Here is a 13,478-nt window from a genome sequence, read left to right as displayed (position 1 = left end):
GTGATCTCCGGGATCGGGTGGCTTACTGGATCGTCGTGCGGGCGGGCAGCGGCGCGCCGGTCGGGTTGTCGGCCGTGCAGATCTCGGCAGCGACGGTGCGCATCGGCAGCCCCTGCTCGCCGCGCGGCACCTCGGTCAGGGCCAGGGGCGAGAGGCCGGCCTTGCCGGCGCCACCGGTGGCGTCGACCGCCATCATCTGCCGCATGCACATCTTGCCGGGCTCGACGCAGCGGTTGAGGATGGCGTCATACAGGCCGGGCGCGACGCTGGCGTAGCGGCGCACGGGCTCGCGTTCGCTCGGACGCTCGAGCTGCAGGTAGTCGTTGCGGCCGAGCGCCTTGCCCTCGGCCTTGGCCTTCTGCACCCACTGGTCGAACTCGCCGCCCTGCAGGCCGTGGAACTTGAAGCGCATGCCCGAGAAGCCGGCGCCGCTGTAGTTGGCCGAGAAGCCCTCGTACTCGCCGGGCTTGTTGATGACCGCATGCAGCTTGGTCTCCATGCCGGGCATGGCGTAGATCTGGCCGGCCAGGGCGGGCACGTAGAAGGAGTTCATGACCGAGGAGGCCGTGATCTTGAACTGGATCGGCCGGTCGACCGGCGCCGCCAGCTCGTTCACGGTGGCGATGCCCTGCTCGGGGTAGAAGAAGAGCCACTTCCAGTCGAGCGCGACGACCTCGACCACCAGGGGCTTCGTGCCTTCGGGCACCTGGCGGCCCACGCCGATGCGATCGAGCGGCCGGTAGGGGTCCAGCGTGTGGGTGCTGATCCAGGTCACGGCGCCCAGGGCGATGATGATCAGCAGCGGGGCGGCCCAGATCACCAGCTCCAACTGGGTGGAGTGGTCCCAGTCGGGCTTGTAGGTGGCCTCGGTGTTGGACTGGCGATACCGCCATGCAAAAAGAAATGTGAGCGCGATGACCGGCACGATGATCAGCAGCATCAGCAGCGTGGAGATCACGACCAGCCGGCCCTGCTGGGCGGCCACGTCGCCGGAGGGGTTCAGCACCACCATGTTGCAGCCCGCCAGCAGCAGGGCGAGAACGAGCAGGGCCGACCGGCGAAGGATGGGTAGGAGTGGCATGCCAGGATGGGAAGATGAGCGCGCACCGCGAGAAGACGCGAATGGCCAATGCGCGCAGAATGTAGCCCCATCGGGGGCGGTTGGCGATTGGACGTTTTGTCCTATGGCGCAAAACTGCATCTGATGCGACCCTGATGGATTCCTGCAAGGCTCCCTGAACCCGTAGCACCGCGATGTCCAGCATCAGTCACACCCATCCCGATCCCTCGTCCGAATCCCTCGAGAGGGATGCCCGGCTCATCACCGCCGACCATTCCAAGGTCGCCCCCGGCGAAATCGCCGTCGGCGTGGTCATCGGCCGTGCCTCCGAGTATTTCGACTTCTTCGTCTACGGCATCGCTTCGGTGCTGGTCTTCCCGGCCCTGTTCTTTCCCTTCGAGCAGGGGCTGGAGGGCACACTGTACGCCTTCGTCATCTTCTCGTTCGCATTCATCGCACGCCCGATCGGCACCGTGATCTCGATGCATGTGCAGCGCCGCTGGGGGCGCGCGACCAAGCTGACCATCGCCCTGTTCCTGCTGGGCACCTCCACGGTCGGCATCGCCTTCCTGCCCGGCTACGAGAGCGCGGGCGCGCTCTCCATCGTGCTGCTGTCGATCTTGCGCGTCGGGCAGGGGCTGGCGCTCGGCGGCTCGTGGGACGGGCTGCCCTCGCTGCTCGCGATGAACGCGCCGCCGAACCGCCGCGGCTGGTACTCGATGCTCGGGCAGCTGGGGGCGCCGGTGGGCTTCGTCGTGGCCAGCGGGCTCTTCGCCTTCCTGTATGCCAGCCTGTCGCTGGACGACTTCCTGGCCTGGGGTTGGCGCTACGCCTTCTTCGTGGCCTTCGCGATCAACGTCGTGGCGCTGTTCGCGCGCCTGCGCCTGGTGGTCACGCACGAGTACGAGGAGCTCATGGAAGAAGGCGAGCTCGAGCCGACCAGCGTGATCGAGCTGGTTCGCACCCAGGGCGGCAATCTGCTGATCGGCGCCTTCGCGGCGCTCGCGAGCTATGCGCTGTTCCACCTGGTCACGGTCTTCCCGCTGTCGTGGATCCGGCTCTACTCGGACCAGTCCATCACCCAGTTCCTCATGATCCAGGTCGTCGGCGCCTTCCTGGCGGCCGGCGGCATCGTCGCTTCGGGCTGGATCGCCGACCGCGTGGGCCGCCGCCGCACCCTGGGCACCCTGGCCGTGATGATCGCCGTCTTCAGCGGCTTCGCCCCGACGCTGCTGGGTGGCGGCACGCTCGGGCAGAACGTCTTCATGCTGGTCGGCTTCGTGCTGCTGGGGCTCTCCTACGGCCAGGCCTCCGGCACCGTGACATCGAACTTCATCCGCAAGTACCGCTACACCGGGGCCGCGCTCACGGCGGATCTGGCCTGGCTGATCGGTGCCGCCTTCGCGCCGCTGGTGGCGCTGGGCCTGTCGGCCAACTTCGGGCTCGCCTACGTCAGCGTCTACCTGCTGTCGGGCGCCGCGTGCACGCTGGCGGCGCTCAGCATCAACCGGGCGCTCGAGGCGCGCGGCGACGAGTCGTGACGCCGGGGCGCGGTGCGCGGCCGCCTTCGCTCGAAGGCACTGCGCCCGCGCCGCGCTACACCGACAGGCTGTTCTTCGCGCTGCTGCCGGATGCGCCGGCCATCGCCCGCATCGAGCGGCTGATCGCGGACCTGCGCCGCGATCACGGGATCAAGGGCAAGGCGCTCGGCCCATCGCGCTTCCACGTCACCCTGCACCTCGTGGGCAACTTCACGGGCTTCCCCCAGGCGGAGGCCGACGCTGCCTGCGCAGCGGCCGAGGCGCTGACGGCCATCCCGTCCTTCAAGCTCGTCTTCGATCGCGTGGGAAGCTTCGCCCGCAGGCCGCGCAACATGCCGCTGGTGCTGCTGGGCGACGAGGGCCTGATCGCGGCGAAGGCCTTCCAGCAGGCGCTCGGCCGGGCGATGGCACGGGCCGGCGAAGACCACGGCGACGCGGCCCACTACACGCCGCACCTGACGCTGCTCTACGACGACACCCATGTGGCCCCGCGCGCGATCGAGCCGATCGGCTGGACCGCCAACGAGTTCGTGCTGGTGCGCAGCCTGATCGGGCAAGGCCGGCACGAGGTGCTGTCGCGCTGGCTGCTGCACGGCTGAATGCCGGCGCTACTCTTCGGGGACGTACTTGATGCCCGCCGCCTTGGCCGCCTTGTACTTGTCGATGGCCTTGGACAGGTCCTCGAGCTCTTCGCAGGGAGGGGCGCACAGGCGCGCCAGCCGTTCGCGCCGCTCCTCGGCCTTGGGCAGATCGTCCAGCACGAGATAGAGCTCGCCGGAGTACTCCAGCGCGCCACGGTGGTTGGGGTCGATGCGCAGCGCCGTGTCGTAGAAGCGCTCGGCCGATGCGTAGTCGGGCGTCTTGCTCTTGCGCAGGCTGTAGCCCATCAGGTTGTTCCAGTCGGCGCTGCCCGGGTCGTCGACCCGCTTGAGCTCGGCGATCGCGCGCGACCAGTCCTTGGCCTCGATCTGGGAGCGGGCCGCTGCCAGCTTGAGCGCTGGCGGCGTGGACTCGTTGTCCGCCGCGATGGCCGGGTGGAGGAAAGCCGCGGCCAGCGCCGCGCAGGCGAGGAGACGTCGGGCGAGTTTCATCCGCTCATTGTGCAGCGCGCGCGCTGGTTTGCGCAGGCTCCTCGGGCTCCGGCACGTACTTGTTGCCGGCGGCCTTGTAGCGCGCGATCGCCTGGGCCAGCCGGTCCTGTTCGAGGCAGGCGTTGTTGCACACCAGCTTCAGCGTGGTGAGGCGCTGCTCGGCCTTCGCCAGGTTGTCCTGCATGAGGTAGAGCTCGCCCGAATACGAAAGGGCGCCCCGGTGGCTGGGCTCGATGCGCAGGGCGGCATCGTAGAAGCGCTCCGCCGCCACGTAGTCGGGCTTCTTCGCCTTGCGGTGGCTGAAGCCCATCAGGTTGTTCCAGTCGGGGTCGTTGGGGGCATCCACGCCCTGCAGCTCGGCGATGGCGCCCTTCCAGTCCCTGGCCTCGATCAGCGCCCGCGCGTTGGCGAGGCGGATCGAGGAGGGCAGGGAGGCCGAGTCGATGGCCTCTGCCGGCGGCGTTTGCAACGCGAGCGTGGCCAGGAGGGTGACGGCGGCGAGGTGCAGGAGCCTGGTGGTCATGGCGAAATCCGGTCGATGAAGGAACAAGTCAGGCCGAGGATAGGCAGCGCCTTCCGCGCGGTCTTGAACATTTGCGCCACGCGCACGCGGCCGGCCCCTCGGCGCTCAGGCGGGCAGCTTGCCGAAGCCGGAGTCGCGTGCCAGCACGATCGCGCGGCCGCGGCTGTCGACTTCCAGCTTGGCGAGCACGCTCGTCAGTCGATTGCGCACGGTCTTCTCCGACAAGCCCAGCGTGGCCGCGATCTGGGCGTTGTCGCGGCCCTGGGCGAGCAGCTCGAGCAGCTGGCGCTCGCGCGCCGTCAGCGTCTCGAACACAGCGGCGGGCGCGGGCGCCGCCTCGGCCAGGAAGCTGCGCACCTCGGCCAGCCAATGAGCCCAGCCCGGCTCATGCTCCAGGACCAGGTGGTTGCCGCTGTCGATCGGCACGAAGCGCGCGTCGGGAATCGCGCTCGCGATCAGCCGTCCCTCGGCGAAGGGCACGCGAACGTCGCGCGTGCTGTGCAGCACCAGCGTGGGGCAGCGCACCTCGGGCAGGCGGGCGACGACGTCGATGTTGTCGAACTCGCGCATGAAGCGCGCCGCATTGGCCGGCGAGGTGGAGATGCGCTCCAGCTCGTTGAACCAGCGATGCTGCTGCGGCGTCCCGCCGGGGATGAACTGGCTGGTGAAGAACTGGCGGAAGGCGGTGTCCTGCTTGCCCCAGCCCAGCTCGGCCAGCTTGCGCATCATCTCGGCCTCTTCGCGCTGCTCGGGCGTGGGATTGCGCACCAGGCGCCCGCGCGCATAGCCGCCGTGCAGCACCAGGTGGCTCACCCGATCGGGATGCCGGGCCGCATAGGCGATGGCGATGGAGGCGCCTTGCGAGATGCCGAGCAGGCCGAAGCGCTCGGCGCCCAGTGCGTCGACCAGCGTCTCGAGGTCGCGCAGCCAGCTGTCGAAGCCGAGGTCTTCGACCTCCCAGTCCGACAGGCCGCAGCCGCGCTCGTCGTAGCGCACGAAGGTGGCGTTGGCCGACAGCCCGTCGAGCAGGTGGCGCCACACCGGGCTTTCCCAGTCGAACTCGAGGTGCGAGAGCCAGGTGGCGGCCTTGATCAGCAGCGGGCCCTGGCCGCAGAAGGCATAGGCGAGCCGCACGCCGTCGTGGCCGCGTGCGAAGCGGATCTGCTGCCGGCCCGGCACGGGTTGGCCGGGAGGCGGGTGGGGCGGTTTCTGCACAGCCCTTAGTGAAGAAGCTTTGCCCCGGCTGGTCAATAAACCAGATGGCCTGTCATGCGGATGGCCGTGCTCGGAGGGGACTGCCGGAGGCGATGAATTCTCGCTTTTTGTCGCTTTTCCCTGACTGTTCCGTCGGAGATTTCTAGCATCCCCTGGCTGCCAGCCACTCGATCCAACGAACCGCGTCCTGAGTTCCCGGCGTGTATTCGGAAGCGATGGTCGCTATGCGGGCGGCGTTGCCCACCACGTGCATGTTGCACGGGTGATCGGAAAACGACCCGAGATCCCTTCATGAACAGAACGCATCGCAGTCTTTGGAACCCCGCGCTGGGCGCCTGGGTCGCTGCTCCGGAGAATGCCCGCGCGCGAGGCAAGCGCAGCAGCGCTTCGCGCATCGCGAGGGCCTGCATGCTGACGGCGGCTCTGGGAGGCCAGGCATTGACGCTGTCCGCGGTCGGAACCTTCGGCGGCGCGATGGGCGGCATCGTCGTGCTGGCCCTGGGCACCACGACAACGGCGCGTGCGCAGTCCCTCGGCCTCGAAGGCGGCGAGGGAGGGGGCCGCGACGGCGCCGCCGCCGGCGGTACATGGGCTGTTCCAGATGCATCGGATGGCTCGATCGATCTCAGCGGCTACGGTGGCGGTGGTGGCGGCGGCGGCGGCGTCAGCTTGTCGACGGGTGTCGGAGGCCAAGGCGGCACGGGCGGGCATGGCGAACATTGGACGGGCGTGGGCGGGGCGGGCGGTAGCGGCGGAAGCGTGGCCAGCACGACCCAAAGGATCAACACCGTCCCGCTGCTCGGTGCGGCAGGCCAGGACGGCGCGCAGGGTGCAGACGGAGAAGTGGAGGGCGGCGGCGGCGGCGGTGGTGGTGGCGGCGGCGGGTTTGGCCTGGTCCTCTCGGGCGCAGAGCTCGCAGGCAATTCGTCGGAGATCCAAGGGGGTGCCGGCGGGGACGGCGGCCTCGGGGGCATGATGATCAATGGCAGCGTCGGGCAACGCGCGGGCAGCGGCGGCGGCGGCGCCGGTGGCGGCGGGGCCTTGTTCACGGACGCCATCAGCTTTTCCAACAGTGGTTCCGTGTCGGGGGGAAAAGGAGGGGCATCCAGCGGGGGCACGTGGGGTCAGAACACCGGCGGCGACGGCGGCATGGGCATCGCGCTCACCGGTGGCGGCGCGATCGACAACACCGGCGTCATTGCCGGAGGGGCGGGCGGCGCGGGCAACTTCGCAGAATTGCCCAATGGCGGCAACGGCGGCGCCGGTGTCCTGCTCACGTCGGGTGGCACCGTACTGAACACGGGCACGATCCAGGGCGGCGAGGGGGGCTCGTCGAACCACTACGCCCCGAATCGCCCCTCCAGCCCTCTTGTTCTCCCGGGCGTTGGCGGTGCCGGTGTGGTGGCAACCGGCAATGTGAGCATCACCAACGCCGGCACCATCGGCGGCGGCCTGAGCGGCAATGGCGGGAAGACGCGTGCGAACGCCGTCGAGCTGTCCGGTGGCAACAACACGCTCATCCTCCACGCCGGCTACGAATTCATCGGCAATGTGGTCAGCAAGCCGGCGGCTTATGGCGGTGACGCGCTGGTGCTCGGCGGCGATGCGAGCCCGACGGCCGCCTTCAATGTCTCCAACATCGTGAGCACCTTGCCGGCCTCTTACACCGGCACGCAGTACGTGGGCTTTGCGCACCTCGCCAAGACCGGCGCCGGCAACTGGCGGCTCACGGGCAACGGCAGCGCCGGCCAGCACTGGACGATCGAAGACGGCACGCTGCAAGGCGATGCGAACACCTTCGCAGGCCACATCAACTTCGCACCCGCGTCGCCTGCCGCCAACCCGGGCGTCACCTTCGATCAGGGCAGCGGCAATGCCAACAGTGCCGTGTCTGCCGTGTACGCCGGCACGATCAGCGGCGCGGGATCGCTGACCAAGATCGGCGACGGCACGCTGACGCTCACCGCGGACAGCACGTACACCGGCACGACGACCATCAGCGACGGCTCGCTGGCGCTCAGCGGCGAGGCCAGCATCGCTGCATCGAGCGCTGTCATTGCCAATGGCAACCTCGACATCAGCGGCACCCTCAGCGGTGCCACGCTCGCGAGCCTGGCGGGCAGCGGCAGCGTGACGCTCGGAGACCGGAACCTGACGCTCTCCAATGCGAACGGAACGTTTGCCGGCGTCATCGGCGGCACCGGCGGGGTGACGCTGTCGAGCGGCACCCAGACCCTTTCGGGCGTCAATACCTACAGCGGCGGCACCACCGTCTCGGGCGATGCGACGCTGTCGATCTCTGCAGACCAGAACCTGGGTGCGGCGTCGAGCGTCCTGAACCTCCTGGATCGGGGCACCTTGCAGACCACGGCGGCGGTGACCACGGCGCGTCCCATCACGATCGGCGACGGGGCGAGTTTTCAGGCCGATGCCGACTTGACTGTCAACGGTGTCATTTCCGGCGCAGGCAGCCTCCTCAAGCACGGCGCCGGCACGCTGACGCTCGGCGCGGCCAACAACCACAGCGGCGGCACCTTCGTCGACGGCGGCACGCTCGAACTCGTGACGACTGGCGCGGCCGGCGCCGGACAAATCTACATCGACAACGCCATCAACGGGAACGCCACGCTTCAGGTAAATGCGGGCGTCCAGATAAGCAATGAGGTGATCCTCGTCAACGGGGCCACCCTGCACAATGCCGGCGCCATCACGCGCGCGGGGGTCGGCCGATACGGGGTCTTCAACCTCGCGGGGGCCACGATCACGAATTCGTCGACCGGCACCATCAACGGCGATGAGATCGCCGTGCTGATCATCGGCGGCGGAACCGTCACCAACAGTGGCGGCCTGATCGAGTCGGCCGGCTCCGGGGTCGATAGCTACGGCATCCTGATGACTGCCCCTGGAACGGTGGTCAACGAAGCTGGCGGCACCATCAGGTCAGGATCGCAGGGCGTCGTCCTGGGAGCCGGTGGCACCCTCGTGAACGACGTTGGTTCGACGATCGTCGCGGGAGGCGGAAGATCTTCCGTCGCTTTCGAATTCGGCAGTGCGATGCTTGTCAACAAGGGCACCCTGGTCGGAGACGCGGTGCTCGACTCGACCGATACGGCCCCCACTGTCGACGCGACGCTGTTCACGGGCTCGTCGTTGCAAGGCAGGCTGGACATGGGCAGCCGTACGGCAGCCAGCCTGACGTTGGATGGAACAGGCCGGCAGCTTCTTTCCGACGCCGTCACCCAGGACATCCGCTTCACCGGCAGGCTGCTCGGGCAAGGGGGTGGAACCTGGGTCATCGACAAGGACCTCTCTCCGGCAAGCACGACCATTGCCGCGGACAGCACGCTGCAGCTCGGCAACGGCGGCACCGTCGGCTCGATCGCGGGGCCGATCGACATCAGCGGCACGCTGGCCGTCAACCGCTCCGACACGCTGACGCTCGGCGACACGATCAGCGGCACGGGCGGGTTGATTCAATCCGGCACCGGCACCACCTTCCTGACCGCCGACAACAGCTACAGGGGCGGCACGCGCCTGGACGCGGGCGTGCTCTCCGTGTCCAGCAACGCCCACCTTGGCGATGCTGCAGGCAGCCTTCGCTTCGACGGCGGCACCCTGCAGACCACCGCCGACCTCACCATGAACCGTGCGACCACGCTCGACGCGCGGGGCGGCGCGATCGAGACGCTCGCGGGCACGGCGCTGACCCATCAGGGCGCGATCAGTGGGGCTGGTGCGCTCGCCAAGACCGGTGCCGGCACGCTGAGGCTCGCAGGCACCAACACTTACGCAGGCGGCACCACGATCAGCGCGGGCACCCTGGCGGGCAGCGCCGCCAGCTTCGGCAGCGGCGCCATTGCCAACGACGCCGCACTCCTCATCGAGCAGCCTGACGACGCCACCCTGGACAACACCGTCTCCGGCAGCGGTGTCGTGACCAAGACAGGTGCAGGCACCTTGACGCTCAGCGGCGAGAACAGCTACAGCGGCGGCACCGATCTGAAGGAGGGCGGTGTGGCCGTGCGCAACAACCGCGCGCTGGGCACCGGCGAGCTCGCCATGCACGAAGGCACCATCCTGCTCTTTGCCGCCGATGGGCTCACCTTGGCCAATCCCATCGCCTTCACCGATGCGGTCGATCCGATCGTCGACACCGGTCCCTTCACTGCGACGCTCACGGGCGCCATCACCGGGCCTGGTGACCTCAGCAAGATCGGCAGCGGCACCCTCATCCTCTCGGGTGCCAACACGTACACGGGCGCCACTGCCGTCACCGAAGGCACCTTGCGTGCGGGTGTGCCCAACACCTTCAGCCCGGCCTCGGCCCACAGCGTCGCCTCCGGCGCCACGCTCGACCTCGCCGGCTTCAGCCAGAGCGTGGCGGGCCTCACGAACGCCGGCATTGTCTCGCTCATCGGCGCTGCTCCTGGCACCACCCTCACCGTCACCGGCCCTTACGTAGGCAACAACGGCCTCCTGCGCCTGGGCACCTTCCTGGGAGACAGCGCCAGCGCGAGCGACCGGCTCGTCTTGAGCGGCCCGAGTGCCGTCGCCAGCGGAAACACCACCGTGCAAGTCGTCAACCTCGGCGGCCTCGGTGCGCTCACCAGCGGCAATGGCATCGAGCTCGTGAGCGCCCTCGACGGCGCCACCACCACCGCGCAGAGCACCAAGGATGCCTTCGCCCTGCAGGGCGGCCATGTGGATGCGGGCGCCTACGAATACCGCCTGCAGCCCGGCGACGCCGCAGGCGCGGGAGAGAACTGGTACCTGCGCTCCACCAGCACCCTCATTCCGCCCGGCCCGCCTGCTCCACCCATCGAGGTGCCCACCTACCGAGCCGAAGTGCCTCTCTTCGCAGCCCTGCCCGAGCAGCTGCGCCAGGGCAACCTGGCCATGCTCGGCAACCTGCACCAGCGCATCGGCGACGACGATGTGAAGACCGGCAGCGCATCGACGCCCGCCACCGGCGAGCGCCGCGCCTGGGGCCGTGTCCTCAGCTCCCGCCTCGACATCCGGCAAGGCGGCACCGTCAGCCCGCAAAGCGACGGCCGCCTGAGCGGCCTGCAGGCCGGCACCGACCTGTGGACCGCCCCCCACTGGCGCGCCGGCCTCTACGCCGGCCAGCTCGACGGCGATATGCAAATCAGGGGCTTCGCCCGCGGCATCGCCAACCTGGCGGTCGGCAGCAACGACCTGCGCAATCAATACCTGGGCGGCTATGCCACCTATGGCAACGACAACGGTGTCTATCTCGACGCCGTGCTGCAGGCCGGGCGCCACCGCTACGAGGTCAGGCCGCAAACCACCCTGCGCACCAAGGGCAAGGCCAGCAGCCTGAGCGCCTCCCTGGAGATCGGCCAGTCCTTCGCGCTCGGCGATGGCTGGCTGATCGAACCACAGGCCCAACTCGTGCACCAGGACGTCGAACACGACGACGTCCACCTTGCCGCCACACGCGTGCACCAGGAGAGCGACACCAGCTGGCTCGCCCGCCTGGGCGTGCGCGTGAAGGGCGACATAAGCACGAGTGCAGGCCGGCTGCAACCCTATGCGCGCGTGAACCTGTACCGCACCGGAGGTGGCGATGACGCCACGCGCTTCATCGCCCCGGCAGCCACCACGACCATTGTCAGCAGCAACGGCAGCAGTTCCGCCGAACTCGCCGCAGGCTTCACGCTGGGCCTGAGCGAATCGACCAGCCTCTATGGCGAGCTCGGCAAGTTGTGGGCCACAGGAGGCGACAACCGCGTGAAGTCGCAGCTCAATGCCTCGGCGGGGCTGCGTGTGCGATGGTAGGTTGAAGGCGCGCTTGACGCGCCCCATGCTGGCCACGCTTCAGCATGCGGTGGTCCCCTCGGCGGTCGCACGCCAAAACCTAGAATGGGGCCATGTCTCTCCAAGAGCTCGATTTTCATGGCCAGCCCGCGCTGCGCCTCGCCTTGCCTGATGGCGATGCCTGTACGGTAGCGCTGCACGGCGCCCAGGTGCTGTCCTGGACCACCGCGGATGGCACCGAGCGCCTGTACCTCAGCCCGGAAGCGCGCTTCGACGGCCAGAGCGCGATCCGCGGCGGCGTGCCCCTCTGCTGGCCCCAGTTCAACCAGCGCGGACCGCTGCCCAAACACGGTTTCGTGCGCAACTTCGCCTGGCGCGTCGACCCGGCCGACCCGGCCGGCGCAGCCGGCAAGGCCGACACCGTGGTCCTCGCGCTGCACGACGACGAGGCCACCCGCGCGATCTGGCCGCATGCCTTCCACGCCAAGCTGGCGGTGACCCTGGCGCCGCATTCGCTGCGCATCGCGCTCACCATCGACAACACCGGCGGCGCGCCCTGGTCCTTCGCCGCCGCACTGCACAGCTACCTGCGCGTGGACGACATTGCCCAGGCCACGCTGGAAGGCCTGCAGGGCGCCAACCGCTGGGACGCAGTGCGCGACGACCGCCATGTGGACCTCGCGCCCGCGCTGCGCTTCGGCACCGAGTTCGACAGCGTCTACGCTGCGCCGGCCCGGCCGCTGCACCTGGTGCAGCCTTCCGGCACGCTCGAGATCGCGCAGAGCGCGAGCTGCACCGAAACGGTGGTCTGGAACCCCGGCCCCGACTTGAGCGCGCGGCTGGCGGACCTGCCGGACGACGGCTGGCGACACATGCTCTGCGTCGAGGCGGCGCGCATCGACGAGCAGGTCATGCTGGCGCCCGGCCGCAGCTGGCAGGGCTGGCAGCAGCTCACCGTCCTCTGAACTTCTCCCCGAGCTGAATCCCCATGCTTGCCAAGCGCATCATTCCCTGCCTCGACGTCACCGGCGGCCGTGTCGTCAAGGGCGTCAACTTCGTCGAACTGCGCGATGCCGGCGACCCGGTCGAGATCGCGGCGCGCTACAACGCCCAGGGCGCCGACGAGCTGACCTTCCTGGACATCACGGCCACCAGCGACGGCCGCGACCTGATCCTGCCCATCATCGAGGCCGTCGCCTCGCAGGTCTTCATCCCGCTGACGGTCGGCGGCGGCGTGCGCACCGTCGAGGACGTGCGCCGCCTGCTCAACGCCGGTGCGGACAAGACCAGCTTCAACTCCGCCGCCATCGCGAATCCGCAGGTCATCGAAGACGCCTCGCGCAAGTACGGCGCCCAGTGCATCGTGGTCGCGATCGACGCCAAGCGCCGTTCGGCCGAGGACGCGGGCCGGCGTGGCGAAGGCTGGGACGTCTACAGCCACGGCGGCCGCAAGAACACCGGCCTGGACGCGGTCCAATGGGCGGTCGAGATGGCGCGCCGCGGCGCCGGCGAGATCCTCCTGACCAGCATGGACCGCGACGGCACCAAGAGCGGCTTCGATCTCGCGCTGACCCGGGCGGTGAGCGATGCGGTGAGCGTGCCGGTGATCGCCTCGGGCGGCGTCGGCAACCTGGACGACCTGGCCGACGGCATCCAGATCGGCGGGGCGGACGCCGTACTGGCGGCCAGCATCTTCCACTACGGCGAATACACCGTCGGCCAGGCCAAGGCCTGCATGGCGGCGCGCGGGATTCCCGTGCGGATGTGAAACGAACATCCCCGACAATGACCAAGATGAACTGGCTGGACGAAGTGAAGTGGGACGCGAACGGCCTGGTGCCGGTCATCGCGCAGGAACAGGGCAGCAAGGACGTGCTGATGTTCGCCTGGATGAACCGCGAGGCCCTGGAAAAGACCGCCGAGCTGGGCCGCGCCGTGTATTTCAGCCGCTCGCGCGGCAAGCTCTGGTTCAAGGGTGAAGAGTCGGGCCATGTGCAGACCGTGCACCAGATCCGCATGGACTGCGACAATGACGTCCTGCTGATCGAGGTCACGCAGACCGGCCACGAGCCCGGCATCGCCTGCCATACCGGCCGCCACAGCTGCTTCTTCAGCAAGTACGAGAACGGCCGCTGGACCGTGACCGAGCCGGTCCTGAAAGACCCCGAAATGATCTACTCCGCCTCGCCCCGATGAGTACCGCACGGCCGCCCGAAGGTGCTCGCACCGCAGCCGAAGGCGAAGGTCGCCTCTCGAGCACCGAAGTCCCT

The 13,478-nt window shown here is 68.9% G+C and carries 10 protein-coding genes; 6 read left to right on the top strand and 4 right to left on the bottom strand.

The annotated features are described in order from the left end of the window. Positions 1-22: 22 nt before the first annotated feature. The gene (cyoA, locus tag AC3A6Y_RS17005) at positions 23-1,081 is read right to left on the bottom strand and encodes a ubiquinol oxidase subunit II (RefSeq protein WP_487869403.1); all 1,059 of its coding nucleotides are present in this window, start codon (positions 1,079-1,081) and stop codon (positions 23-25) included. 173 nt (positions 1,082-1,254) lie between these two features. On the opposite strand from cyoA, the gene AC3A6Y_RS17000 reads away from it, so the two are divergent. Both AC3A6Y_RS17000 and AC3A6Y_RS16995 read left to right on the top strand, forming a co-directional pair. Beyond that, positions 1,255-2,601 carry an MFS transporter gene (locus AC3A6Y_RS17000; RefSeq protein ID WP_487869402.1) on the top strand — a complete coding sequence of 449 codons (1,347 nt, stop codon included), beginning with the start codon at positions 1,255-1,257 and terminating at the stop codon, positions 2,599-2,601. Further along, a complete protein-coding gene (locus AC3A6Y_RS16995) occupies positions 2,598-3,200 on the top strand; it encodes a 2'-5' RNA ligase family protein (RefSeq protein ID WP_487869401.1) in 603 nt (200 codons plus the stop codon). The genes AC3A6Y_RS17000 and AC3A6Y_RS16995 overlap by 4 nt, the downstream gene beginning before the upstream one ends. A 9-nt stretch (positions 3,201-3,209) precedes the next feature. On the opposite strand, the gene AC3A6Y_RS16990 is transcribed toward AC3A6Y_RS16995, so the two are convergent. From AC3A6Y_RS16990 to AC3A6Y_RS16980, 3 genes are all read right to left on the bottom strand, one after another. Beyond that, a complete protein-coding gene (locus AC3A6Y_RS16990; protein WP_487869400.1) occupies positions 3,210-3,692 on the bottom strand; it encodes a tetratricopeptide repeat protein in 483 nt (160 codons plus the stop codon). Positions 3,693-3,696: 4 nt separating this feature from the next. Then, positions 3,697-4,215, bottom strand: coding sequence for a tetratricopeptide repeat protein (locus AC3A6Y_RS16985; protein ID WP_487869399.1), 519 nt, complete (start codon positions 4,213-4,215; stop codon positions 3,697-3,699). Positions 4,216-4,320: 105 nt separating this feature from the next. Next, a complete protein-coding gene (locus AC3A6Y_RS16980; RefSeq protein ID WP_487869398.1) occupies positions 4,321-5,430 on the bottom strand; it encodes an alpha/beta fold hydrolase in 1,110 nt (369 codons plus the stop codon). A gap of 291 nt (positions 5,431-5,721) precedes the next feature. Between AC3A6Y_RS16980 and AC3A6Y_RS16975 the strand changes: the two genes are divergently transcribed. The 4 genes from AC3A6Y_RS16975 to hisI all read left to right on the top strand — a co-directional run bounded on the left by AC3A6Y_RS16975 (position 5,722) and on the right by hisI (position 13,404). Beyond that, entirely contained in the window at positions 5,722-11,229 is a 5,508-nt protein-coding gene (locus AC3A6Y_RS16975) for an autotransporter outer membrane beta-barrel domain-containing protein (protein ID WP_487869397.1), read from the top strand. A 92-nt stretch (positions 11,230-11,321) separates the two neighbouring features. Beyond that, entirely contained in the window at positions 11,322-12,173 is an 852-nt protein-coding gene (locus tag AC3A6Y_RS16970; RefSeq protein WP_487869396.1) for a D-hexose-6-phosphate mutarotase, read from the top strand. Positions 12,174-12,196: 23 nt separating this feature from the next. After that, entirely contained in the window at positions 12,197-12,976 is a 780-nt protein-coding gene (gene hisF / locus AC3A6Y_RS16965) for an imidazole glycerol phosphate synthase subunit HisF (RefSeq protein ID WP_487869395.1), read from the top strand. Between the two features lie 17 nt (positions 12,977-12,993). Continuing rightward, positions 12,994-13,404: a phosphoribosyl-AMP cyclohydrolase gene (gene hisI / locus AC3A6Y_RS16960; protein WP_487869394.1), complete on the top strand. Its 411-nt coding sequence runs from the start codon at positions 12,994-12,996 to the stop codon at positions 13,402-13,404. Positions 13,405-13,478 lie beyond the last annotated feature (74 nt).

The organism is Variovorax sp. Soil_C_17, assembly GCF_057657265.1.
This window is presented reverse-complemented; position numbering and strand designations above follow the sequence as displayed.

Coding starts and splice junctions, on each gene's coding strand:
- cyoA (WP_487869403.1), bottom strand. CDS start 1,081: ATGCCACTCCTACCCATCCTTCGCCGGTCGGCCCTGCTCGTTCTCGCC.
- AC3A6Y_RS17000 (WP_487869402.1), top strand. CDS start 1,255: ATGTCCAGCATCAGTCACACCCATCCCGATCCCTCGTCCGAATCCCTC.
- AC3A6Y_RS16990 (WP_487869400.1), bottom strand. CDS start 3,692: ATGAAACTCGCCCGACGTCTCCTCGCCTGCGCGGCGCTGGCCGCGGCT.
- AC3A6Y_RS16985 (WP_487869399.1), bottom strand. CDS start 4,215: ATGACCACCAGGCTCCTGCACCTCGCCGCCGTCACCCTCCTGGCCACG.
- AC3A6Y_RS16975 (WP_487869397.1), top strand. CDS start 5,722: ATGAACAGAACGCATCGCAGTCTTTGGAACCCCGCGCTGGGCGCCTGG.
- AC3A6Y_RS16970 (WP_487869396.1), top strand. CDS start 11,322: ATGTCTCTCCAAGAGCTCGATTTTCATGGCCAGCCCGCGCTGCGCCTC.
- hisF (WP_487869395.1), top strand. CDS start 12,197: ATGCTTGCCAAGCGCATCATTCCCTGCCTCGACGTCACCGGCGGCCGT.
- hisI (WP_487869394.1), top strand. CDS start 12,994: ATGACCAAGATGAACTGGCTGGACGAAGTGAAGTGGGACGCGAACGGC.